Here is a 23,320-nt window from a genome sequence, read left to right as displayed (position 1 = left end):
AGAACGAGAGCCGCCGCAGGTTTAATCCCGAAGCTTCACCGCGGCCGGGACCAATGCGCGCCGATAGCGGCATGCTCGCCCGCTGCGTCGAGCGGTTCCCCGGCCATCATGTCCTGCGCTTCCGCCATCAGCGCAGCGCCCGCCGAGCCGGCCTGACGGTATTCGGTAGCAGCGTTCTCCCCCGCGGTGCGGAGCGATTGGACTTGCCAGGCGCCCTCGCGCCGGCAGGCGATCGCGGCCTGCGCGCCGGCTTCGAAGGCGCGGCAATACTCGCCGTCGGACCGGCGAAACGTCACGATGATCCGGACCGGGGCGTCCATCGGCTGTGCGGAGGCGAGTTGGGTGTCGAGCACCTTCGCAGTCTCGCCGCGCGCGACGAGCGCTCCGTCGTGCATCGCGAAGGGCCCGGCTTGCGGGAGCCCGCGTCCGATCAAAAGCCCCAGCGCGAGCGCCGCGGCGACTGCGCCGCTCGCCGGCAACCAGCGCAGCAAGGGCCGATCCCGCTTTGCGCGAACCGCGGCGATATCGGCGACCTTGCCCGACGCGCGGAGCATTTCGACGAGCGGTTCCGGCGGCGGCGTGGTCGCGAGCGGGTCGAACGCCGAACGCAATCGCGCGCGCATCCGGCGCTGCCGCGCGATCTCTTCCGCAAGCGTCGCGTCCGCCTCGGCGGCGCGCTCGACTCGCTTCGCCGCGATCGGATCGAGCTCGCCATCGACATAGGCCATTAGCATTTCGGGATCGATGCTCATGCCGCCTCTCCCAGCCGCGCCATCAGCGCGGTGCGGCCCCGCACGAGGCGCGACGTCAACGTACCCATCGGGATATCGAGCATCTCCGCGGCTTCCCTGTAAGCGAAGCCCTCGACCAGGACGAGCGCGATCACTTCGCGCTGCTCGTTCGGCAGCGTGGCCATCGCGCGCATTACCTGGCCGAGCTCGACGCTGGCCTCGATCGCGCGGTCTCCGCCGTCGCCCACGGTTTCGCCCTGCTCGGCCGCGACGAAGGTCTCGCCGCGCCGGTTCGTCGCGCGGGCGGTGTCGATCCAGAGATTGCGCATGATTCGATACATCCAGCTGTCCAGTCGCGTTCCGGGCTGCCACGAGGCGCGCGCATTGATCGCCCGCTCGACCGCAGCCTGGCACAAATCATCCGCGTCGGCCGGCGATCGGGCGAGCGCATGCGCGAACCGCCGCAGCCGCGGCAGAAGCGCCACCATCTCGTCCTCGAATGCCACGTCCTGCGGATTTCCTCGCTATTGCCGGATGAAACGAACGGGCTCCTCCGTTTCATCCCTGCATGACACAAATCTTTCCCCGGGTTAGAGCCGAAAGGATGAACCGACGTCCATGGTTGCTCGTCGCAGCTTTGCTGATCGCGCCGTCGCGGGCGAATGCGCAACTCCTTCCGGTGCCTTCGCTGCCCGGCCCCGTCGGTGATGTAGTGCGCGACCTCGGCGCCGTGCTCCCGCAGAATCCGCTGGTGCAGCAGATCGACCGCGCCGCGCGAGGGCTGGCGCGCGAGCGGCTCCAGCGACTCGAGGAGATCGCGCGACTGCATCCGGACGCGATCGAGCTGGACCGCGACGGCAATCCGGTCCGCGCGCAGGAGATCGTGGTCGAGGAGCCGGACGAGGCGCTGCTTGCCCGGGCGGATGCGGCGGGCTTCACTTTGCTCGAACGGGAGACGATAGAAGACCTGGAGATCGGCTATGCGCGCTTCCGGGTGCCGACGGGCACGTCGTTGCGCGCCGCACTGAAGCGCATGCGCGCGATCGCCGACGGCCGCAGCGTCTCGGCGGATCCCCTGCATTTCGCCAGTGGCAGCGTGAAGCCGGGCGCGGCCGGGAGCGCGGCGCCTCTTTCGGCGGCGTCCGGCCCGCTGTCGATCGGCATCATCGACGGGGGCGTCGACTCGCGAGCAATCGCGGGACCGCTGGTGCAACAGGCATTCGCGGTGGGCGGGCCGAGCCCGAATGCGCACGCGACCGCCATCGCCTCGCTGATTCAGGGAAGCCCGGCGATCCGTGGCGCGGCGCCGCAAGCGCGGCTGCTGATCGCCGACGTCTATGGCCGCGACCCCGCTGGCGGGAGTGCGACGGCAATCGCCCGGGCGATCGGCTGGATGGTGCGGCAACGCGTGCCAATCGTCGCGGTGAGCCTCGTCGGACCCGCCAATCCACTGCTCGCGCGCGTAGTCGCGGCGGCGCGGGCGCGCGGCACGGTGATCGTGGCGGCGGTCGGCAATGACGGTCCGGCCGCGCCGCCCGCTTATCCCGCTTCCTATCCCGAGGCGCTCGCAGTGACCGGCGTCGACGGACGAAACCGCGCGCTGATCGAAGCGGGGCGGGCGCGCCACCTCGATTATGCGGCACCCGGCGCCGACATGCTTGCCGCGGGACTCGCCGGGCGGCCCGTGGCGGTGCGGGGTACTTCGTTCGCCGTGCCTTTCGCTGCGGCCCGGCTCGCACGCTTCTACGCGGCCCCCGACAACGCGGCGCTTGCCGGCGGACTGCGCACGCTCGACCGCGAGGCACAGGATCTCGGCAAGCGCGGGGCCGATCAGGCCTATGGCCGCGGCCTGGTCTGCGGCGATTGCAGGACGCCGAATAAATGAGCGGCCGGCGGGATTAAGCCGGCGGGGGCATCCGTTTTCGAGGAGAGCGCACGAGATGTGTGCGCCATGACGCGAAAGGAAAGCCCGATGAAAACGCTCCTTCTGGCGACGGCCGCGGCCCTCGCTTTCTCTGCGGCACCGGCATCCGCCCAGCTTCTCGGCGGCGGCGGTGGTCTCGGTGGTACGATCGGCGGCGGAGGTTCGCTCGGCGGCCTTGGCGGCGCCCTCGACCGTGCCCCTACAGGCACGATCGACCGCGTGCGCGAGCCGGTCACGACCACCACGCGCTCGACCACGCGCGCCGACGGCAATGCCCGCGCCAATTCGAACGTCGACCGGCGCAGCGGCCGCGTCGCCGCCACCGGTGGCGCCGATGGGAGCGGGAGCAGCGCGCTCGATGGCGCCGCCGGCGCGCTGGGCACTACCGGCAGCGGCACGGCCTCGGGCTCGGCCGGTGGCACTGCGAACGCAGACCTGATCGGCACCGATGACGTGCGGAACCTGGCCGGAAGCGCCACGAACACCGCGCGTAGTGCGGTCGGCAGCACTCGCGAATTGGCGACCGGCGCAAGTGATCGTGCGCGGAACGCTATCGGCGGCGTCGCCAACGGGACGGGTTCGGTCGCTGGTGGCGGAGCCGCGGGCGGCTCGGCGAGCGGCACGGCGAGCAATGGCCCTCTTGCGCTGAGCGGCTCTTCCGCAGCCGACGCGCTCGGCAGCTTCGCAGTCGCGCCGGGCATGGAAGTCACCGACCTGAGAGGGCGGACGATCGGCACCGTCCGTAATCTCGTCACCGATGCTCGCGGCCGGGTTCAGGCGGTACGGATGGAAGTCGGCAAGCGGCTGGCGACTGTCCCCGCCGCCAATTTCAGCGGTTCCGGCGACGTGCTGGTCTCCGCCGCATCGAAGGGCGAGATCAAGGATATGGCGAAAGACCAGTCGGCCGATTGATCGGAACGCTGCCTGATGGGTCCGGGCGTTGATGCGACATCAGCGCCCGGACCTGCCAGCGTCTGTGGACGAGACGTCGTCGAGCGTGCGCGGGTCCGCGGCGTTGTCGCTGGTGCGCACTCCGAGGGCAAAGTCTCGTATGATCTCGATGAACGCCGCTGGTGCCTCGATCGGCAGCAGCTCACCTGCTCCGGCGGCGACGCGCGTATCGAGATTGGCGACGCCGGCCGCCTTCAGGCCATTTCGATAGGCGTCGATCGATCGCCCGTCGGCATTGCCGCGGACATAGAGCATCGGTGTCGATATCGCCTTGGGACTTGCATTGCGTTCGGCGTCGCGGGCCATCGCGCGATACCAGTCGAAGCCCGCCTCGAGCGCCTCCTGCCGCATATAGGCCAGGGCGAACGTCTCGCGGAGCGCATCGGGGATCTTGGCCGGGTCGCTGGCGAGGGCATCGTGGAAGAAATCGAAATAGGCGCGCTCGCGGCCCCGCACCAGGGTTTCGGGGAGGTCGGCTATGGCGTGAAAGGCGAAATGCCAGACATGCGGATCGGCGAGCAGCGTTTCCCACGGCTCCAGTCCGGGAATGACGGTGTTCATGACGATCGCGCGCGAGATGCGTTCGCCGTGGTCTCGCGCCGCGGCGAAGGCGATCATGCCGCCGACATCGAGGCCAGCGATGGTGATATCGCGGGCGCCGGCGCTTTCCGCCGCTGTCAGCAGCATGTCCGCCAGTGCCGATTTCTCCGCGGAAGGCGGTGCGCCGCGCGAATCTCCCACCTCCGGCAAGTCCATCGCCAGTACGAAGAACGTATCGCTCAGTTCGTCCACGATTCCATCGTAGAGCGCCCGCGACTGCGGCCATCCGTGCAGCAGCACGAGCGCCGGCCGGTCTGTTGCGCCTGCTCGCGTAGCCGCGACGCGCGCTTGGCCCGCCTGCAGCAGGATCGACCCGCCGAACGGCATCAGCCGTTGCCGTGCTTGCGGCGAGTAACCCAGCCCTTGCGTGCGGCCGCCGATCGTTGCTCGGCCGATCCGGACTTGCGCGCGCGGCCACCTCGGGAGGAGGAGACGTGCGTGTCCGGTTTTCCACGGCCCGAACCGGACTTGTTGCCGCCGCCCGATTCCCTGTTCACCGTCGCCCAGGCACGCCGTTCGGCTTCGTTCTTGGGAACGCCGCGATCTTCATAGCCCTTCTCGATATGCTCGGCCTTGCGCTTCTGCTTGTCGGTATATTTGTCCTTGTCGCCACGGGGCATGATCCGCCTCCATTTGCACCCCCGTGCAGTGCAAACGCGTGATCGGAGCTTGGGTTTCGGGGTTTGCGGCTTCTGGCGCCAGCGCTGAGGCCCTTCACGCCAGTCGCGAGATATTCCGGCTTCCCCAACTTCGCCCGAAAGCTGCCGATCCGAAGACGGCCACCAGCGGACTGAAAACCAAAGCTCAATAGCCGAACGCGACGGCTCCGCCGGGCGGCGCCGGAGCCTCCCACCCGCCGCCCAGAGCGCGGAAGGAAGCGATGGCGGCACGCGTGGCAGCCGCTTTTGCCTGAATTCCGGCATCGCGGGTTTCAAGAAGGCGCCGGTCGGCGTCGAGCACGTCGAGCAGGCTGGAGACTCCGCCTTTGTAGGCCGCGAAGGCCGACGTGCGGGCCTTGCCCAGTGAAGACTCGCCCTCGCCGAGGATCTGGGCGCGGGCCTGTTGCTTGACGAGACTCGAAAAGGCGTTTTCCACATCCTCCGAAGCCCGCAGGACCGTCAGGCGGTATGCGGCCAATGCCTCGGTGTTGCGGCCGCGCGCGGCGGCGATCTCGGCATCGATGCGGCCGAAGTCGAACAGCCTCCAGCGCAGCCCCAGCACGCCACTGGCCTGGGTTGCATTACCGCCGAACAATCCGCCGACGCCCATGGTCGCCGTGCCGAGCAGTCCGCCGAGCGAGAATTTGGGATAATATTCGGCGATCGCTACGCCGATCCGGGCATTCGAAGCGGCGAGCATGCGTTCGGCCGCGATGATGTCCGGGCGCCGGCGCAGCAGGGCCGGCGGCCCGCCCGCGCTCGAAACTGCAGGCGGAACCGGAATCGGCGCGGCGGCCGCGAGTTCGGGCCGGGTCGATCCCGGCTGGACACCGAGGAGAATGTCCAGCGCGTTCATGGCGATCTCGAGACCCTGCTCGAGTTCGGGCACCGCGGCCTTCACCTGGGCGAGGGCGCCCTCCGCCTGGCGCAGCTGCAGCTCCGCCGCCACGCCCTTGCGAAATTGCAGCCCGACCAGATCGACCAGCCGCTGCTGGACTTGCTGCTGCCCGCGCGCGACGTCGAGCCGCGCCTGAAGGCTGCGGATCGCGACATAGGTGTCGGCAGTCTGCGCCGCGACGGCAAGCCGCGCAGCGGTGGCGGCTGCGGCCGATGCCTGCCAATCCGCCCGCGCGGCGTCGCGCGCCGCATCCTTGCCGCCGAACAGGTCGAGCTCCCAGCTTGCGCCCAGGTTCAGCTCATAACCCTGTGCCTCCCGCTCGAATCCCGGCAGGGCGGAAGCGATCCTGCCCTGCGGCGTCTCGAGCGACTGCCAGGACTCGCTCGCCTGACCGCTGACCTGGCCGGCGGGAAGCAGGTCGGCATTGGCGTGACGCAGCCCGGCGCGTGTCTGCACGACTCGGGCGCTTGCCTGCTGCAGGTCGAGATTCTGCGCCAGCGCCCGCTCCACGAGACTCGCCAGCAGGGGGTCATCGAACGACCGCCACCAATGGATCAGATCGACCGTCACCGCCCCGTCCGCCTTCGCATCGATAGCGGCCCCGCCCAGGAAAGCCGGCGGCGCCGTCATCTGCGGCGCGACATAGGCCGGGCCGACTGCACAGCCTCCGAGCAGGGCCGCGGTCGAGACCGCAATCAGGGACAAAGGTGAAATTCGCATATCGGGGTCCGCCCAGGGTCAGATGTGACCATTGACATCATTAGTCACAATTTGTCAATCGGGCGCGTTCACGCTAAGGCGTGGTCATGAGTACGCAGAACGCACGCAAGACCGCCGCACGCGGACCGGCGGAACACTCGGTCCGCGACCAGATCGTCAAGGCGGCGCACGACTATTTCGCCCATTACGGCTATGCCAAGACGACGGTGGCCGACCTGGCGCGGGAGATCGGCTTCTCGAAAGCCTATATCTACCGCTTCTTCGAATCGAAGCAGGCGATCGGCGAGGCGATCTGCGCCGATTGCCTCGACCAATTGTTCGGCCAGGTCCGCGAGGCAGTGGAACAGGGGCAGGACGCAACCGACAAGCTGCGCAGATTCGCGAAGACGGTGACCAGCGCCGGGGTCGAATTGTTCTTCGCCGATCGCAAACTCTACGAAATCGCCGCGCACGCCTCCTCGGAAAAATGGGCGGCGGCCCAAGCCTATACCGAGCGCCTGCAGCATCTCATCGAGGAGATTTTGAAGGAAGGCCGGGGAAGCGGCGAGTTCGAGCGCAAGACCCCGCTCGACGAGACCCGCCGATCGATCTTCTACGCGCTATTGCCCTTCATCGATCCCGTCTTTCTCGAACGCAGCCTCGACCTCCTGCCCGATGCGCAGGTGGAAGTGACCGGCCTCATCCTGCGCAGCCTCGCACCTTAGTTCGATCTAGTTCTGTGTGACTAGTTGACATATTAGTCACTCGGTGACATCTGGTTCCGCCTGAACAGGAGGAACCTGCGTGTCGATATCGTCTTGCGCACGAACGGTCGGAGCCCTTGGCTTGGCGGCTGCCGCACTGGCCGGATGCGGGCGATCGGACGCCGATCCCCGTACCCAGCCGCCGCTGGTGCGGATCGCCGCCGCCGGCGTGGCTGAAGGAAGCGCACGCGAGTTCACCGGCATTATCGGGGCGCGCGTGCAGAGCGACCTCGCCTTCCGGGTCGGCGGCAAAGTGGTGGCGCGGCTGGTCGACGCCGGGCAAACGGTTCGCCGGGGCCAGCCGCTGATGCGGATCGACTCGACCGATTATTCGCTCGCGGCGCAGGCGGCGGCCGGCACGGTCGCGGCGGCGCGCGCCCGCGCGGTCCAGACCAGCGCCGACGAACAGCGCTACCGCGATCTGGTCTCGGCGGGCGCGGTCTCCGCCTCCGCTTATGATCAGGCCAAAGCCGCCGCCCTTGCCGCCCGTGCGCAACTCTCCGCAGCCGAGGCGCAGGCGCGTGTCAGCCGAAACGACGCCGGCTATACGACACTGATCGCCGACGCGGACGGCGTGGTCGCCGCTACGCTGGCCGAGCCGGGACAGGTGGTCGGCGCCGGCCAGATCGTCGTCCGGCTGGCACGGTCCGGTCCGCGCGAGGCGATCGTCGCGCTGCCCGAAACGCTTCGCCCTGCGCTCGGCACGGTGGGGGAAGCGCAGACCTATGGTGGGCTGGCCGGCAAGGCGCAGCTGCGCCAGTTGAGCGACGCCGCCGATCCGGCGACCCGGACGTTCGAGGCCAGGTTCGTCCTTGCCGGCGCGCCCGCGAACGCGCCGCTGGGTTCGACCGTCACCGTCCGGCTCGATGTTCCCGGCCAACAGGCCGCGATCGCGATCCCGCTCGGCGCCATTTACGATCGCGGGCACGGACCGGGCGTGTGGGTCGTCACCGACCAAGCGAGCCCCAAGGTCGGCTGGCGCCCGGTTCGCCTCGCCACGATCGGTGACGAGACGGCGGTCGTGGCAGCGGGCTTGCGGCCCGGTGAGCGCTTCGTGGCGCTCGGCGCGCACATGCTCCACCAGGGTCAGGCCGTCCGGATCGACGCGGGAGCCGTCCGTTGAGCGAGGTTCCGGAGCAGAAGAGCCGGTTCAACCTCTCCGCGCTGGCGGTGCGCGAGCGGGCGGTCACATTGTTCTTCATCGTCGCCATCACCCTCGCCGGGATCGTCGCGTTCCTCAACCTCGGACGCGCCGAGGATCCCAGCTTCACCATCAAGGTGATGACCGTGGTGACCGCCTGGCCCGGCGCCACCGCGCAGGAAATGCAGGACCAGGTCGCCGAGCCGCTGGAGAAGCGCCTGCAGGAGCTGCGCTGGTACGATCGCAGCGAGACGTTCACTCGCCCCGGTCTTGCATTCACCACGCTGACCTTGCGCGACAATACGCCCCCGGCCGAGGTCCAGTCGGAATTCTACCAGGCACGCAAGAAGATCGAGGACGAGGCGCCGAAGCTGCCCCGCGGCGTCGCCGGTCCCTTCGTCAATGACGAATATGGCGATGTGACCTTCGCGCTCTATGCGCTGAAGGCGAAGGGCGAGGCGCCGCGGGACCTGGCCCGGCAGGCGGAGACGCTGCGTCAGCGGCTGCTCCACGTGCCCGGCGTCAAGAAGATCAACATCGTCGGCGAACGACCCGAGCGCATCTTCGTCGAGTTCGCGCAGGACCGGCTGGCGACGCTGGGCATCGCGCCGCGCGCGATATTCGCCGCGCTGGCGCAGCAGAATCTGATCACGCCGGCGGGGGCGATCGAGGCGAATGGACCACAGGTTCTGGTCCGGATCGACGGTGCCTTCGATGATCTCGAAAAGATCCGCGCGCTTCCGATCGCCGCCGACGGCAAGACCCTGCGCCTTTCGGACATCGCCCAGGTCCGGCGCGGTTATGAGGATCCCGCCGGCTTCCTGATCCGCAGCCAGGGTGAGCCCGCCCTGCTGCTGGGCGTCGTGATGCGCGAGGGCTGGAACGGGCTCGATCTCGGCAAATCGCTGCAGGTCGAAGTCGCGGCGATCGCGTCGGAGCTGCCGCTGGGCATGTCCTTCGCCCCTGTGACCGACCAGTCGGTGAACATCTCCGAGGCCGTCGACCAGTTCATGCGGACCTTTCTCGAGGCGCTGGCGATCGTGATGATCGTCAGTTTCATCGCGCTCGGCTGGCGGGTCGGCGTGGTCGTGGCGGGCGCGGTGCCGCTGACGCTCGCGATCGTGCTGATCATCATGTGGGCGACCGGACGCGTGCTCGATCGCATCACACTGGGCTCGCTGATCCTCGCCCTCGGCCTGCTCGTCGACGACGCGATCATCGCGATCGAGATGATGGTCGTGAAGATGGAGGAGGGCTTCGACCGCATCAGGGCGTCGTCTTATGCGTGGAGCCATACCGCGGCGCCGATGCTGGCGGGGACGCTGGTGACGGTGATCGGCCTGATGCCGGTCGGCTTCGCCCGTTCGACCGCGGGGGAATATGCCGGCAACATCTTCTGGGTGGTGGGCTTCGCCCTGCTCGCCTCCTGGGTCGTCGCAGTCGTCTTCACGCCGTATATGGGTGTGAAGCTGCTGCCGGCGATCAAGCCGGTCGCGGGCGGCCACGACGCGATCTACCAGACGCCGCGCTACCAAAGGCTGCGTGGGCTGATCCACTGGGCCGCGACGCGCAACCGGCTGGTGACGCTCGCGACGCTGGCCGCATTCCTCGTCGCCGGTGCCGGCATGGTGCTGGTGAAGAAGCAGTTCTTCCCCACCTCCGATCGGCCCGAGGCCCTGGTCGAAGTCCAGATGCCCAAGGGCACGTCGATCGAGCAGACCAGCGCCGCTACCGAACAGGTCGAGGCCTGGCTGCGCAAGCAGCCGGAGGCGGAAGTCATCACTGCCTATGTCGGGCAGGGCGCGCCGCGCTTCTACATGGCGCTTTCGCCCGAATTGCCCGATCCCTCCTTCGCCAAGATCGTCGTGCGCACGCCATCGGAAGAGGCCCGCGACGCACTGAAGGAGCGCCTGCGCGGCGCCGTGGCCGGGGGCCTCGCTCCCGCGGCGCGCGTGCGGGTAACGCAGCTCGTCTTCGGTCCTCCCTCTCCCTATCCCGTGGCGTTCCGCGTCAGCGGCCCCGATGTCGACAAGGTGCGCACCATCGCGGACCGGGTCCAGGCGATCATGGTCGCGGACCCGATGATGCGCACCGTCAACACCGATTGGGGCGAGCGCGTGCCGACGCTTCACTTCGTGCTCGATCAGGACCGGCTTCGCGCCATGGGCCTGACCTCCGGCGACGTCGGCGAACAGCTTCAATTCCTGCTCTCCGGCGTGACGGTCAGCCAGGTTCGCGAAGATATCCGCACCGTCGACGTAGTCGCACGCTCGGCGGGGAAGGCACGGCTCGATCCGGCGCGCATCGGCGACTTCACGCTGACCGCCGCGAACGGCCAGCGCGTTCCGATCAGCCAGATCGGCAAGCTCGAGCTGCGCATGGAGGATCCGATCCTGCTGCGCCGGGACCGCGTGCCGACCGTCACCGTGCGCGGCGACATCGCCAACGACCTGCAGCCCCCCGATGTCTCGACCGCCATGTTCAAGAAGCTCCAGCCGGTCATCGATACGCTGCCCACCGGGTATCGCATCGTCATGGGCGGCTCGATCGAGGAGGCGGGCAAGGCCAATGCCGCGCTCGCGCCGATCTTCCCAATCATGATCCTGCTGATGATGATCGTCATCATGCTCCAGGTGCGCCAATTCTCCGCGATGGCGATCGTGCTGCTGACCGCCCCCCTCGGGCTGGTCGGCGTGGTGCCGACGCTGCTGGTGACCGGCCAGCCCTTCGGCTTCAACGCCATCCTTGGGCTGATCGCGCTCGCCGGCATTCTGATGCGCAACACGCTGATCCTGATTGGCCAGATCGAGGAGAACCGGCAGCACGGCCGGACGCCCTTCGATGCCGTGGTGGAGGCGACCGTGCAGCGGTCCCGCCCCGTGATCCTGACGGCGCTGGCCGCGGTCCTCGCCTTCGTCCCCCTCACCCATTCGGTTTTCTGGGGAGCGATGGCCTTCACGCTGATCGGCGGGACGCTGGTCGGAACGATCCTGACCCTCGGCTTCCTGCCGGCGCTCTACACGCTCTGGTACCGGATCAAGCCCGACGCGCAGAGCCCGGCGGCGGCGGCATGAGTGGGCGTGAATCCGACGGGCCGATTGCGACGTCCTGCCACGAGAGCGGATCATGGGCGACCCAGCGATCGAGCAGTTTGACAATCTCCGACGACTGCGCCGTCACGAGAGAAGATCCGCTCGAAAAGATCGAGGGACGCTGGACGTTGCAGATCCTGCTCCGCCTCAACGCGGGCGAGCATCGGTTCTCGGACCTGAGATCGGCGATTCCGCGAGTCAGCGCGAACATCCTGACCGACCGGCTTCGCACCCTGGAACGCGCGGGGCTCGTCGAACGGCGCCATCTCCCTCCACCGCACGCCAGCCACATCTACATGCTCGCCGATCTGGCCGCTGGCCTGAAACCGGCGCTGGATGCCCTTTCGCGCTGGTGCGCGGAAACGCGCAAGGCGCCCCTCCCGGCACGGAGCACGGGCTGATCATGCATCGGAACATGGAGCAATCGCGATGAAGCTGCAGGAAACCGCGCGTGCGATCTGGCGCAAATTCGAAGCGCTCTCCTCCACGCTGGACTACGATCCCTATGCCGATATCGCCTCGCGCTTCGAGCGGCTGGAACGTGACGGCCAGTCCCGACAAGCGGAATTGACGGCTCTGTCAGCGGAAGTGCTGAACCTGTCCGAACAACTGCGCCGGGAGTCTCGCCCGCCGCATTGACGGCAGGAGAGATGCAGTCGAAACCGTCCATTCCCTCGCTCTTCACCGATGACGTGCTTGATCACCGGGTCTCGGGACAAACCACCACCCAGATGCTGGCGCGCTTCCGCACGGACGTGATCGATCTTCATCCTCCGGTTGTCTATATCATGGGCGGCATGAACGATATCCCCGGCCCGTCCGGAACCGCGCTTACCCGGTCGAACATCGAATCCATGTCGAGTTGGCTCGGGCGCCTGGCATCACGGTGATCCTGGGGGCAGTCACGCCCGCGTCCTTCTTCCAGCGCTCGCCCGAAGGTGCCGGGTCCGCATATCGTCTGGCTCAATCGCTGGCTGCGGGATTATGCCAGCAAGAACGACCTGATCTATGCGATTACCGCACGCCGCTTCTGGACGAAAAACTCGGGATAAGGGACGGGTTGTCCAATGACGGCCTCCATCCCAATCGGCTGGGCTTCGAGATCATGTCTCCTCTCGTGCGGGTCGCTATCGAGCGCGCCTTCGAGAGCCGGGCAGCACGTTCCTCCTCGCCTCTGCGAAACGAGTCACCCGCGCGTGGAATTTCAATCCTCCAGCATGTAATCTGCGACACTGTAGCAGTGGCTCGCCTGATAGGCGTTCCGTCCGCGGTTCATGTGCGTCAGATTGAAGCGCCGGATGGCGCGCAACACGCGGGCGGATGTGAGGAACTGGCGGATCGAAGCGGAGCCCCGCACGCGGATGCCGAAAATATCCGCACCTCGCGGGAAGAAACAGCCGACATCTTCTGGGGCCGCGACGCAGCGATCGAGGAAGGCTCCGTCGACATGCTCCTGCACGAGGGAATGATCCGTGGTGAAATCCGAAAGATGGACGATGAATCTCGAGCGGATGCCATCACCGTCCGCATAGAGCGTAAAAAGCTCCATCCAGCTCGCATTGACTCGGACGAGCGGCTTGTCGGAGGTCGATGGCAGGCAGGAGACCGACCAGTAGTGCCGTTCGGTCTTGCGCGGCATGGGGATACAATTCTGGCTGTAGAGCCGGAGAATCTCCAGAACGTCTTGCGCCTGCGGGCGGAGAAGCAGCTTTTGAAGGCGTCCTGCATATTTGAACCGCTGTTCGAGCGAGTCCGCGCGCTCCGCGGCGTCGTGCAGGTCCGTCTTGCCTTCGGCCCAGTCGTGCTGCTGCCCGATATCCAGAAATCGGCGCAGGCCCGTGATGTCGCGGGAAGGACTCGTGCTCGTCCGAGGTCCCATGCGAGATCGTTTTCTCATCGCTCCACCGACCTTCTGCTCATACCACAGACCAGTGAAGCATTACGACGTGCTACCGGAAAGAAGAACCAGAAGGTCGCGCCGCCGCACGGCTGGCGAGTCACCGTCCTACGATGAGGACGCGTTCGATTTTCGCAAGTGAGTCCTTGAAAAGCAAGGAGCGGCTGGTGGAGCTGAGGGGAATCGAACCCCTGACCTCTGCAGTGCGATTGCAGCGCTCTCCCATCTGAGCTACAGCCCCGCCGCCTGTTTCCGGTCTCCCGGAAGGCGCTCCCATTAGCGTCACCCGATCCGCTATGCAACTGCGTCGAAACACCGACGGCGGGCTGCTCTTCGCGCACGTCGAAGCGGCCGGAAATTCGATGGAATGCCGGAACCTTGCCCCCCTCTCGCACGCTGAATCGGGCGTCGGGTGCGGCGGCGATTGCCCGCTGCCCGCGCCCTGGTTCGACCAACGATCTGGAGAGGCGAGATGGACGACCGCAACAGCCGCTATGGCCCGCGCGACGCGTATGGCCGCGGCAGCCCGCAAGACTATACCGAGGATTACGGCTCCGGCCGCGACTATACCTATTCGAGCGCGCGGGACTATGCCGCTGCCGGCGAACTTGGTTATGGCGGACGCCCGCGCGGACGCGCGTGGCGCGACGATTATGACTGGAGCAATCGCAGTGACTATCGCGGCCGCGACTATCGGGATCGCGAACGTTCGGATTATTATCGCGGCAGCGTAGCCGGCCAGCGCTTCGGCGGTGGTGCACGGGAATATGATCGGGGCCGCGGCTATTCCGGCGGCCGGGCCGGCTATGGCGATGACCGCGGTTTCTTCGAACGCGCAGGTGACGAGGTCCGCTCATGGTTCGGCGACGAGGAGGCCGAACGCCGCCGCGAGATGGACCAGCGTTATGACGAGCGCATGGGCCGCCGCGAGCGGGTCTATGGCGGCACCGGCGACGGCCACTACCAATCGTGGCGCCGCCAGCGCATCGCCGAGCTCGACCGCGACTATGACGAATATCAGCGCGAGAATTCGCAGCGCTTCGAGAATGAGTTCGGCCGCTGGCGGACCGAACGCTCCGGCCAGCGCGATTCACTGCGGCGCGTGACCGAGCATATGGAGGTCCTCGGATCCGACGGCAGCCATATCGGCACCGTCGACAAGGTGCGCGGCGATCGCATCCTGCTCACCAAGAGCGACAGCGACGCCGGTGGCCATCATCATTCGATCCCGTCGCGCTGGATCCAGTCGGTCGACGACAAGGTGACGCTGCGCAAGACCGCCGACGAGGCGAAAGCGCACTGGCGCGACGAAGAACGATCGGGTGCGCTTTTCGGCGAGAGCCGCGACGACCGCGCGGATTGGTCGACCGAGCATAATCTCAATCGCAGCTTCTCCGGCACCTATTGAGCCGGAGGCCCGGAAGAGCCCACGCAAACCGGGCCCGGAGAGCGATCTCCGGGCCCCTCCTCGTCAACCCGCGAGGAATGCGTTCAGCGTGGCGGCGAAGGCCGCGGGCTGATCGAGCATGACGAAATGCGCGGAATCGCCGATCCCGGCGTAGCTGGCCTGCGGGATAGCGGCATATTGGCTGCGGAAGAACGCGTCCGCACGGTCCTTGAGTGGATATTGGTCGTTCCACGCATAGACGAGAGTAACCGGCGCGCGGATCGCCTTGAGTTCGCCGCGCATGTCGGTGGTCAGATCCTCGTAGAGTGCCAGCGCCGTCACCCGCGGATCCGCCGCCATCGCCCATCCGGTCGCCTTGGCCCGGCTCTCGGGTTTTCGCGTCAGCGATGCGACATTGGCTTCCGCGGCGGGCTTGCTGGGGGGCTTGCCGAAACTCGCCGCGACGGCATCGCGCATCTGCGCGGCGCGGGACTCGATCATGGCGACAGTCAGTTCGGCCCCCGGCTGCGCCATCAGCACCCCGAACCACGGCAGCGCATCGACCACCATCAGCCGCCCCACGCTCGCCGGATGACGCGCAGCGAGCATCAGCCCGACCAGCCCGCCCATCGAATGCCCGATCACCGCCGGATCCTTGAGCTTCTGCTGCGCAATCAGCGCGGTGAGATCGGCGACGATGCCATTCAGCACACCCGACTTGAGATTCGCCCGCGGATCGTCTCCGCCGAAGCCGTTGACCTGCACCAGATAGACGGCGTGCGATTTGGCGAGTTCGGGCGCGACGCCGTCCCACGCCGCGCGCGGGCTGGAGAGGCCAGGGATGAGGATCACCGGGCTGCCCTTGCCGATCACTTCGACCGAGATGTGGTCCATCTGGATCAGCCTGGCCGGCGCCGCTGCGGCGTGCGCAGGCTGCGGACCGAGGACGAGGGGGATGCTGGCGGTGGCGGCAAGCGCGAAGAGGATGCGGGCGATCACTGGATGTCCTTTGCGGGATTGTGGAAGATTTCTTCGATAGGGAGGCCGAACAGATCGGCGATCCTGAAGGCGAGCGGCAGCGAGGGATCGTAGCGGCCGGTCTCGATGGCGTTCACGCTCTGGCGCGAAACCTCGAGCCGTTCGGCAAGATCCTGTTGGCTCCATTCGCGCTCGGCGCGGAGGACGCGGAGGCGGTTCTTCATTCGCTGCCCCCCGCCACGCGGTCGCGCAGGCCGATGACGCATTGCGCCAGCCCCCAGGAGGCGCACCAGAGCGGAAAGGCCCAGAGCGGCAGCTCGGAACTGGGCTCGATCGCACCGCCATTGACCAGGAAGCCATAGACCGTCGCCGCTGCGAGCAGCACACCGGTGCCGAACAACATGCAGCTCGCGATGCGCTGGCGGAGAAACTCGTCGGTTTCCTCCACCAGATAAAGGCCCATCACGACGATCGCGGCGATGATCGGCACCGCCGGCAGCACCGAGAGAAGGATCAGCTCGATCCCCCTGGGCTCCCAATTCCTGATCGCCCAGACGCAGCCGCACAGCACGAGCACATAAGCGAACATCGTCGGGAAAAAGCGCCGCAGATACCGGCGGCCGGCGGGCGTGGCCATCTTCATATGTCAAGCTTCCTTTCGAATCAGTAAAGGTAGCTTTACGTACGGCCTGCGGCAATGTCAATGTTGTTTTACATATAGCCAAGGATACCCGACATCTAAGGCAGACCGGCGGCGCTTCGATCCTGAGATGGAGTGCTCCTCCGCGTGAGGAACGAGGCTCGACTTATCCACCGGACGTTGTTTCCGGCCGCCGCCGCCCCATCTTCATGAAACGTCGCCCATAGGTATTCCCCATCCCCGATCGTATCCTGCTGGCTTATGCCTTGCTCACGCTGATGGCGCTGGCGGCAGTCGGGCTGATCGTCTTCGTCAGGCGCAACACCCACGAAGCAAAATATGCCCGCCGGATGAAGCGCGAGCGCCGCGCGCGCGACTCCACCGACTAGCGATCCGGTACGGCGATGGCGGCGCGGGGGAATGCGCGTTAGGGCGCATGCATGAATCCAATCGAGCTATATGGTCGCCTGATCCAATGGGTTGGCGACGGCACCGGCGCGCCCGATACTGTCCTTCACATTCACGCGGGGATGGCGGTCCTGCTGTTCGTGAGAGTAGTGTCCGGCCGTTCGCTGGCGACGCCTTGGCCCTTGCTCGCAGTCTATCTCGCCGAGTTCGCCAACGAGATAATGGACCGCGTGAACCACGGCCAATGGATGCCCGATACGACGAGCGACGTGCTCAACACCGTGTTCTGGCCGACCATATTGTTCATCGGATTGCGGATCAGGCGGGCGCGGCTGGAGCATCCCCGACACCCGGATACCCAGTCAACCGCGAACTAGCCGCGGTGGAGCGCATCCAGCATCGATTGCGCGAGGAGGCTGAGCGTGTCGTCACGCGCCCCCATTACGACTATTCGGTCGCCCGACCGGGCCTGCGCCGCGAGATGCGCCGCGGCGGCATCGCGTTCCGGGATGTGAAGCGCCTGTCTCCCACCCGCGGCAACATCGGCGACGATGTCCGCGCTGGTGACTTCGCGCTTCACCGTGCCGCCCTGATAGACCGGATCGGGCAGAATCAGCAGGTCGTCCACCGCCAGCTTTTCGGCGAACATCGCCACCAGTTCGCTGCGCATCACCTTGAGCGGGCCATAGCCGTGCGGCTGGAACAGCAGCAGCAGGCGGCCGGGAAAGGCATGGAGCGTGTCGAGCGTGGCGGCGATCTTATCCGGGTTGTGCCCGAAATCGTCGATCACCGCGACACCGCCGGCCTCGCCGACCAGTTCGAAGCGCCGCTTGAGCCCGGCGAAACCAGCGATCGCACGAACCGCTTCGTCGAGTGGCACGCCCGCCGCCCGCGCCGCGCCGAGTGCGGCCAATGCGTTCGAGACATTGTGGCGGCCGGGCACCTGCAGCGTCACGCGAACCGGCGTCTCGTCGCGTGCGTGTAGATCGAATGCGACACCGAAACGCTGTTGCTCGATGTTGCGTGCGACCAGATCGGCCTCGCCTTCGATCGCGAAGCTGATCAGCCGGTCGGCAGGCTGCGTCATCGCCAGCGCCGCGCCTTCTCCATTGTCGAGGTTGACTACGGCCTTGCCCGCCTTGGCGATGAAGGCGCCGAACAATTCGATTAGCTTCTCCATCGGCATGTGGTCGAGGCTGACATTGTTGAGCACCGCGACTTTGGGCCAATAGAGCGCGATCGAGCCGTCGCTCTCGTCGACTTCGCTGACATAAGTTTCGCCCGCGCCCACGAGCGCACTCGCAAAGGGCGCTTGGTGGGAGACGAAGTTCTTCATCACCGCGCCGTTCATCACCGTCGGATCGCGCCCGCAGGCGTGGAGGATCCATCCGATCATGCCGGTGACGGTCGATTTGCCGCTGGTCCCCGCCACGCCGATCGACTGCGGCGCGGCGTTGAACAACTGCGCGTTCAGCTCCGCGCGCGTCATCCGAGCATTGCCGAGCTCGGCGGCGCGGACCATATCGGGCACGCTCGCCTCGATCGCCGCGGAGGCGACGACGATCTGGTCGGGCGAGGTGATCCCGCTGCCGTCCTGCGGAAACAATGCGACTCCGCGGCGCGCGAGATCGTCGAACTTGGCGGGCAGCCGCCCCGCATCGAGGCTGCGGTCCGATCCGGCGACGGTGGCGCCCTGCCCCGCCAGGATCATCGCGAGAGGCATCATTCCCGAACCGCCGATGCCGACGAAGAAGTAAGATTTGCCGTGCTGCATGGGCTCGCGCTATCGGCAATCCCCAACGCGAGGGCAAGGCCGCACATCTCCTTCCGTTCGTGCTGAGCTTGTCGAAGCACCGTTTTGTCTTCTACCTGCGAGCCGAGAAGCAGGACGGCCCTTCGACAAGCTCAGGGCGAACGGGAATTGGCAAGCGCATGCGCATCGGAGTGGTAGCACCGGCAAGACCCGTCACGCGCGAAAGCTCGCTGCGGATGGCGGCGTTCATGGCGCTCACTTATCCCGGCCACGACATCGTGTTTCACGAGCAATGCTATTACGAAGCCGGCCATTTCGCGGGCACCGACGAGCAGCGCGCCGCGGCGTTTCTGGAATATGCCAACGATCCCGCCTTCGACGCGATCTGGTTCGCGCGCGGCGGCTATGGCTCGAACCGCATTCTCGACATGGTGATGCCCCAGCTGGGCGCCGCCGCGGGGCGCAAGACCTATATGGGCTTCTCCGACATGGGGTTCCTGCTCGGTGCGCTTTATGCGCGGCGGATCGGGCGCTCGGTGCATGCCTCGATGGCGAGCAGCATCGGCAAGAACGACACCGGCGAGGCCGCGGGCTGGGCATTGGGCTGGCTGATCGACAAGGACCGCCGCGCGCTCGAGCCGAGCCTTGCCGACGGACGCCCGGCCGCGGCGTTCAACCTCGCCATCCTGACGACGATGATCGGCACCAAATGGATGCCCGATCTCACGGATCACGTGCTGATGATCGAGGAAGTCGACGAGCCGCTCTACCGGATCGACCGGATGCTGTTCCAGATGGCGCACGCCACCCAGCTCAAGGGCATCGCCGGCGTGCGGCTCGGCGCGGTCAGCTCGGTGGTCGACAACGGCAACGACTTTGGCGAGACGATCGAGCAGATCATCACCCGCTGGTGCCGCGACATGAAGGTCCCGTATTTGGGCCGCGCCGAAATCGGCCATATCGAACTTAATCGCGTGGTGCCGTTCGGGCTGGCGTAAATATTTTTCGTCATTTTGAGGTGCTGGAATGCTGAAGCTCTACCGTCTTACGCCCGATAGCGCAGAATATTGGGAGACGTGGGAGCAAGAGCATGGCGAGCATATCGTCCATTGGGGCGCCTTGGGAACACGGGGCACCGATAAAACTATACGATCCAGCTTCCTGCGTAAGGCAACGAACATCATCCAGAAGGAGATCGATCGTCTCGTCGCGGATGGCTTTGCGCCGATCTCGCCCGAAGAGCATGCTGTCCTAATGATCGAATATGCAGTGGAAGGAATGGGATCGCCTGCAGATCTGGACAAGCGGCATGAACTTGAGGCGCGCATGAACGAACTTCTCGGTTGGACCGGGTTGGGAATATGCGACGGTGGCAGCATTGGCAGCGGCACGATGGAAGTCTGCAACTTCGTGGTCGATTTTGCGCTGGCGAAACAAGCGATCGAGGCAGACCTCGCTGGAACCGAATTCGGCGACTATTCACGCATCTACGATGAACGACATTTCGCTTAACGACTATTCAATCGCCCGTTCGCCACCGGCACGCCGAAATCGGGCGTCCCATCCGCCCGATAGTGGATCGGTTGCACCCGTGCATGGCGGTTCGGATCGAACAGCGGATCGCCCTTGATCTCGCGATAGTCGCGGCCGTGATAGACCAGCAGGTCGCGGCCATGCTCGTCGACGACGAAGCTGTTGTGGCCGGGGCCATAGACCTTGTTCGCCTCGGATGTCGCGAACACCGGCGCCGGTGACTTGGTCCACGACGCGGGGTTCATGATATCCGCCTCCGCATCGGCCGTGAGCATCCCCATGCAATAGCGCGCATCGGTCGCGCTCGCCGAATAGGTGAGGAACAGCCTGCCGTTCCGCGCGAGGATAGCCGGCCCCTCGGCGACCTTGAAGCCCCGCACTTCCCAGTCGAGCGTCGGCACGGTCAGCCGCGCGGGCGCCGCCGCGAGCGTGGTCGGAGTCTTCAGCGGCGCGAGATAGAGGTTGGAGTTGGTCTCGATTCCCGGCTCGCGCTGCGCCCAGCAGATATAGCGGACGCCCTTGTGCTCGAAGATCGTGCTGTCGAGCGTGAAGGTGTCCCAGGGCGTCTCGAACTGCCCGAGCAGCGACCAGTCGGCAGTCAGCGGATTCTCGCTTTGGCCCTTCAGCACATAAGTGCGGATGTGGAACTTGTCGTCGCCATTGCCTGCGGCGAAATAGACGTGCCAGGCGCCGTCGAAATGGTGGATCTCGGGCGCCCAGATATAGCCCGCCATCCTGCCGCTCGCGGGGCGGCGCCAGAGCACCGTCTCGGGGGCATCCTTCAGACCCGCGATCGTCCTGGCGCGGCGCAGCACGATGCGGTCATATTCGGGGACCGAGCCGGTGAAGTAGAACCAGTCACCGTGGCGCAGGATCTGCGGATCGGCGCGCTGGAGGATCAGGGGATTGGTGATCTTCGCCTCCTTGGCCTGCGCGACGCCGGGCACCGTGGCGGCGATCGAGAGTGCTGCGCCGCCTGCGATCAGGTCGCGCCGGTTCATGATCTGGTTCAGCATCCGATGTCCTGAACCTGATCGGAGCGCCGGGCGCAAGTCCAATCATCAGACTATTGCCGTTTTTTGCTGTTGGCGCGCGCCTTGCCTATATCGCGCCTGCGCGGGCATAAGCCGCGCTTCCGAACGACCTCCAATGAAAGCCAATCCCGTGTCCGAGATGTTCCGTATCACGCTGCCCGACGGTTCCGTCCGCGAGGTAGCCCCGGGGACTACCCCGGCGGACATCGCCGCGGCGATCGGTCCGGGGCTCGCCAAGGCCGCGCTCGCCGCGCGCGTCGACGGCGAATTGCGCGATATCGGCCGCCCGTTCGAAGGCGATTCGCAGCTCGCTCTGGTCACTTCACGTGACGAGAAGGACGCGCTCGAACTGGTGCGCCACGATTATGCGCACATCCTGGCGGAAGCGGTGCAGAACCTCTTCCCGGGCACGCAGATCACTTTCGGCCCCTCGACCGACGACGGCTTCTATTACGACTTCGCGCCGAAGGACCGGCCGTTCACCGAAGAGGATCTGCCGGCAATCGAAGCCGAGATGCGCAGGATCATCGCCGCGGACGCGCCGCTGATCCGCGAAGTCTGGTCGCGCGCCGACCTGATCGCGCGCTGGACCGCGCAGGGCGAGACCTTCAAGGCCGAATGGGCACAGGAGCTTCCCGAAGGCGAGGATCTGACCGTCTATCGCGCCGGCAACAGCGAGGATTCGTGGCTCGACATGTGCCGCGGGCCGCATTTGGCCTCCACCGGCAAGGTCGATCCCAATGCGTTCAAGCTGACGCGCGTCTCGGGCGCCTATTGGCGCGGCGACCAGAAGAACGCGATGCTCTCGCGCATCTACGGCACCGGCTGGCTCAACAAGAAGCAGCTCGACGAGCATCTGATGCGGCTCGAGGAAGCCGCCAAGCGCGACCATCGCAAGCTCGGCCAGGAGATGGACCTGTTCCACTTGCAGGCCGAAGCGCATGGATCGGTGTTCTGGCACCCGCAGGGCTTCACCATCTGGCGCGAGCTCGAGGCCTATATGCGCCGCGCGATCGACGCGGCGGGCTATCGCGAAGTGAAGACCCCGCAGGTGATGGACGCGCGCCAATGGGAGCAGTCCGGCCACTGGGGCAAATATCGCGAGAACATGTTCGTCATCCCCGACGAGGTGCCCAACACCGAGGACGACGGGCCCATCGTCTCGAACGACGCGCAGTGGATGGCATTGAAGCCGATGAACTGCCCGGCGCACGTGCTGATCTTCCGCCAGGGGATCAAATCGTACCGCGACCTGCCGCTGCGCCTGTACGAGAATGGCTGCTGCCACCGTAACGAGCCGCACGGCGCGCTGCACGGGCTGATGCGCGTCCGCCAGTTCACCCAGGACGACGCGCATATCTTCTGCCGCGAGGACCAGATCGTCGACGAGGTGCGCGCATTCTGCGAGCTTGCCGATCGCATCTATCGCGACTTCGGCTTCACCTATGCGATCAAGCTGGCGCTGCGCCCCGACAAGCGCTTCGGCACCGACGAAATGTGGGACAAAGCCGAGACCGAGCTGCGCGACGCCGTGGTCCGGGCCGGGCTGGCAACCGAGGAATATGGCTGGGAAGAGCTGCCCGGCGAAGGCGCCTTTTATGCGCCCAAGCTCGAATGGCATCTGACCGATGCGATCGGACGGACCTGGCAGGTCGGCACGCTCCAGTCGGACCGGGTGCTGCCCGATCGCTTGGACGCATCTTATGTCGGCGAGGATGGCGAGCGCCATCGCCCGGTGATGCTCCACCGCGCGATCTTCGGCTCGTACGAGCGCTTCATCGGCATCCTGATCGAGCATTTCGCCGGCAAGCTGCCGGTGTGGCTGGCACCGACCCAGGCCGTGGTAGCGACGATCGTGTCGGACGCCGACGACTACGCGCTACAGGTCGCCGACAAGCTCCGCGCGGCGGGCATCCGCGTCGAGACCGACCTGCGCAACGAGAAGATCAACTACAAGGTACGCGAGCATTCGGTGGCCAAGGTCCCGAACCTGCTGGTGGTCGGCAAGCGCGAGGCCGAGGAAGGCACCGTCGCGCTGCGCGTGCTGGGGAGCCAGGGGCAGCAGATGCTGACGCTGGACGAAGTGGTGGCGAAACTGGTCGAAGAAGCGACCGCGCCGGATCTGCGGTGAAGCTGAGTTTCCCCTCCCTTTTAGGGAGGGGCCAGGGGTGGGTAGAAAAGGTCGGGCTCGATGCCCGGCCTTTTCTTTATTCACTGCAGCTCGATGGGCT

The 23,320-nt window shown here is 66.4% G+C and carries 24 protein-coding genes, 1 tRNA gene and 1 pseudogene; 14 read left to right on the top strand and 12 right to left on the bottom strand.

The genetic code is table 11. The features are described from left to right. Positions 1-35: 35 nt before the first annotated feature. Both ASE13_RS14195 and ASE13_RS14190 read right to left on the bottom strand, forming a co-directional pair. On the bottom strand, positions 36-752 hold the full coding sequence (locus ASE13_RS14195) for an anti-sigma factor (protein WP_156404892.1): 717 nt from the start codon (positions 750-752) through the stop codon (positions 36-38). After that, positions 749-1,237, bottom strand: a complete 489-nt coding sequence (locus ASE13_RS14190) for an RNA polymerase sigma factor (protein WP_056617053.1) — start codon at positions 1,235-1,237, stop codon at positions 749-751. The genes ASE13_RS14195 and ASE13_RS14190 overlap by 4 nt, the downstream gene beginning before the upstream one ends. 98 nt (positions 1,238-1,335) lie before the next feature. On the opposite strand from ASE13_RS14190, the gene ASE13_RS14185 reads away from it, so the two are divergent. Further along, positions 1,336-2,616, top strand: coding sequence for a S8 family serine peptidase (locus ASE13_RS14185; protein WP_082596810.1), 1,281 nt, complete (start codon positions 1,336-1,338; stop codon positions 2,614-2,616). Positions 2,617-2,703: 87 nt separating this feature from the next. Beyond that, positions 2,704-3,567 (top strand): hypothetical protein, encoded by an 864-nt coding sequence (locus ASE13_RS14180; RefSeq protein WP_156404890.1) that lies wholly within the window; start codon positions 2,704-2,706, stop codon positions 3,565-3,567. Positions 3,568-3,606: 39 nt separating this feature from the next. Here ASE13_RS14180 and ASE13_RS14175 read toward each other — a convergent pair whose 3' ends face one another. The 3 genes from ASE13_RS14175 to ASE13_RS14165 form a co-directional block, all read right to left on the bottom strand. Beyond that, positions 3,607-4,533 (bottom strand): alpha/beta fold hydrolase, encoded by a 927-nt coding sequence (locus tag ASE13_RS14175; protein ID WP_156404889.1) that lies wholly within the window; start codon positions 4,531-4,533, stop codon positions 3,607-3,609. Further along, the gene (locus ASE13_RS14170) at positions 4,533-4,826 is read right to left on the bottom strand and encodes a hypothetical protein (protein WP_056617044.1); all 294 of its coding nucleotides are present in this window, start codon (positions 4,824-4,826) and stop codon (positions 4,533-4,535) included. Before ASE13_RS14170 ends, ASE13_RS14175 begins: the two co-directional genes overlap by 1 nt. A gap of 184 nt (positions 4,827-5,010) precedes the next feature. Beyond that, a complete protein-coding gene (locus ASE13_RS14165) occupies positions 5,011-6,468 on the bottom strand; it encodes an efflux transporter outer membrane subunit (protein WP_235536988.1) in 1,458 nt (485 codons plus the stop codon). Between the two features lie 101 nt (positions 6,469-6,569). Here ASE13_RS14165 and ASE13_RS14160 point away from each other — a divergent pair, with 101 nt between their 5' ends. The 6 genes from ASE13_RS14160 (at position 6,570) to ASE13_RS14135 (ending at position 12,349) form a co-directional block, all read left to right on the top strand. Next, positions 6,570-7,187, top strand: a complete 618-nt coding sequence (locus tag ASE13_RS14160; protein ID WP_056617039.1) for a TetR/AcrR family transcriptional regulator — start codon at positions 6,570-6,572, stop codon at positions 7,185-7,187. Positions 7,188-7,308: 121 nt separating this feature from the next. Then, a complete protein-coding gene (locus ASE13_RS14155) occupies positions 7,309-8,349 on the top strand; it encodes an efflux RND transporter periplasmic adaptor subunit (protein ID WP_235536987.1) in 1,041 nt (346 codons plus the stop codon). Beyond that, positions 8,346-11,441 (top strand): efflux RND transporter permease subunit, encoded by a 3,096-nt coding sequence (locus ASE13_RS14150; RefSeq protein ID WP_056617031.1) that lies wholly within the window; start codon positions 8,346-8,348, stop codon positions 11,439-11,441. Before ASE13_RS14155 ends, ASE13_RS14150 begins: the two co-directional genes overlap by 4 nt. 77 nt (positions 11,442-11,518) lie before the next feature. Beyond that, positions 11,519-11,860 (top strand): winged helix-turn-helix transcriptional regulator, encoded by a 342-nt coding sequence (locus tag ASE13_RS14145; protein ID WP_056617028.1) that lies wholly within the window; start codon positions 11,519-11,521, stop codon positions 11,858-11,860. A gap of 28 nt (positions 11,861-11,888) precedes the next feature. Beyond that, positions 11,889-12,098 (top strand): hypothetical protein, encoded by a 210-nt coding sequence (locus tag ASE13_RS14140; RefSeq protein ID WP_056617025.1) that lies wholly within the window; start codon positions 11,889-11,891, stop codon positions 12,096-12,098. An 11-nt stretch (positions 12,099-12,109) separates the two neighbouring features. Beyond that, on the top strand, positions 12,110-12,349 hold the full coding sequence (locus ASE13_RS14135) for a hypothetical protein (protein WP_056617021.1): 240 nt from the start codon (positions 12,110-12,112) through the stop codon (positions 12,347-12,349). 314 nt (positions 12,350-12,663) lie between these two features. On the opposite strand, the gene ASE13_RS14130 is transcribed toward ASE13_RS14135, so the two are convergent. After that, the gene (locus ASE13_RS14130; protein WP_056617018.1) at positions 12,664-13,338 is read right to left on the bottom strand and encodes a hypothetical protein; all 675 of its coding nucleotides are present in this window, start codon (positions 13,336-13,338) and stop codon (positions 12,664-12,666) included. A 183-nt stretch (positions 13,339-13,521) separates the two neighbouring features. Further along, positions 13,522-13,597: transfer RNA gene (locus ASE13_RS14125), tRNA-Ala, on the bottom strand. Positions 13,598-13,828: 231 nt separating this feature from the next. Here ASE13_RS14125 and ASE13_RS14120 point away from each other — a divergent pair. After that, positions 13,829-14,764 carry a DUF2171 domain-containing protein gene (locus ASE13_RS14120; RefSeq protein ID WP_056617015.1) on the top strand — a complete coding sequence of 312 codons (936 nt, stop codon included), beginning with the start codon at positions 13,829-13,831 and terminating at the stop codon, positions 14,762-14,764. Between the two features lie 63 nt (positions 14,765-14,827). On the opposite strand, the gene ASE13_RS14115 is transcribed toward ASE13_RS14120, so the two are convergent. Genes ASE13_RS14115 through ASE13_RS14105 form a run of 3 tightly spaced genes read right to left on the bottom strand, consistent with a single transcriptional unit; the run spans position 14,828 to position 16,364 of the window. Further along, positions 14,828-15,742 (bottom strand): alpha/beta fold hydrolase, encoded by a 915-nt coding sequence (locus ASE13_RS14115; RefSeq protein WP_235536986.1) that lies wholly within the window; start codon positions 15,740-15,742, stop codon positions 14,828-14,830. After that, positions 15,739-15,945, bottom strand: a complete 207-nt coding sequence (locus ASE13_RS14110) for a helix-turn-helix transcriptional regulator (protein ID WP_056617011.1) — start codon at positions 15,943-15,945, stop codon at positions 15,739-15,741. Before ASE13_RS14110 ends, ASE13_RS14115 begins: the two co-directional genes overlap by 4 nt. After that, positions 15,942-16,364 (bottom strand): hypothetical protein, encoded by a 423-nt coding sequence (locus tag ASE13_RS14105; protein WP_056617008.1) that lies wholly within the window; start codon positions 16,362-16,364, stop codon positions 15,942-15,944. Before ASE13_RS14105 ends, ASE13_RS14110 begins: the two co-directional genes overlap by 4 nt. A 263-nt stretch (positions 16,365-16,627) precedes the next feature. On the opposite strand from ASE13_RS14105, the gene ASE13_RS20365 reads away from it, so the two are divergent. Next, complete coding sequence (locus ASE13_RS20365) at positions 16,628-16,750, top strand: hypothetical protein (protein WP_268801301.1); 123 nt, start codon at positions 16,628-16,630, stop codon at positions 16,748-16,750. Between the two features lie 51 nt (positions 16,751-16,801). Further along, positions 16,802-17,146, top strand: a complete 345-nt coding sequence (locus ASE13_RS14100) for a hypothetical protein (protein ID WP_056617005.1) — start codon at positions 16,802-16,804, stop codon at positions 17,144-17,146. On the opposite strand, the gene ASE13_RS14095 is transcribed toward ASE13_RS14100, so the two are convergent. After that, the gene (locus tag ASE13_RS14095; protein WP_056617002.1) at positions 17,143-18,543 is read right to left on the bottom strand and encodes a Mur ligase family protein; all 1,401 of its coding nucleotides are present in this window, start codon (positions 18,541-18,543) and stop codon (positions 17,143-17,145) included. The two genes, ASE13_RS14100 and ASE13_RS14095, sit on opposite strands and share 4 nt — an antisense overlap. 158 nt (positions 18,544-18,701) lie before the next feature. Here ASE13_RS14095 and ASE13_RS14090 point away from each other — a divergent pair, with 158 nt between their 5' ends. Beyond that, positions 18,702-19,520 carry an LD-carboxypeptidase gene (locus ASE13_RS14090; protein ID WP_056616999.1) on the top strand — a complete coding sequence of 273 codons (819 nt, stop codon included), beginning with the start codon at positions 18,702-18,704 and terminating at the stop codon, positions 19,518-19,520. Positions 19,521-19,548: 28 nt separating this feature from the next. After that, on the top strand, positions 19,549-20,034 hold the full coding sequence (locus ASE13_RS14085; protein WP_056616996.1) for a hypothetical protein: 486 nt from the start codon (positions 19,549-19,551) through the stop codon (positions 20,032-20,034). Here ASE13_RS14085 and ASE13_RS14080 read toward each other — a convergent pair. Beyond that, positions 20,034-21,068, bottom strand: a pseudogene (locus tag ASE13_RS14080) (family 43 glycosylhydrolase); the annotation flags it as partial. The gene ASE13_RS14085 and the pseudogene ASE13_RS14080 overlap by 1 nt on opposite strands. 160 nt (positions 21,069-21,228) lie before the next feature. Here ASE13_RS14080 and thrS point away from each other — a divergent pair. After that, positions 21,229-23,220 carry a threonine--tRNA ligase gene (thrS, locus tag ASE13_RS14075; protein WP_200955741.1) on the top strand — a complete coding sequence of 664 codons (1,992 nt, stop codon included), beginning with the start codon at positions 21,229-21,231 and terminating at the stop codon, positions 23,218-23,220. Positions 23,221-23,320: the final 100 nt, after the last annotated feature.

The sequence above is a fragment of the Sphingomonas sp. Root241 genome (genome assembly GCF_001428865.1).
GTDB lineage: Bacteria > Pseudomonadota > Alphaproteobacteria > Sphingomonadales > Sphingomonadaceae > Sphingomonas.
This window is presented reverse-complemented; position numbering and strand designations above follow the sequence as displayed.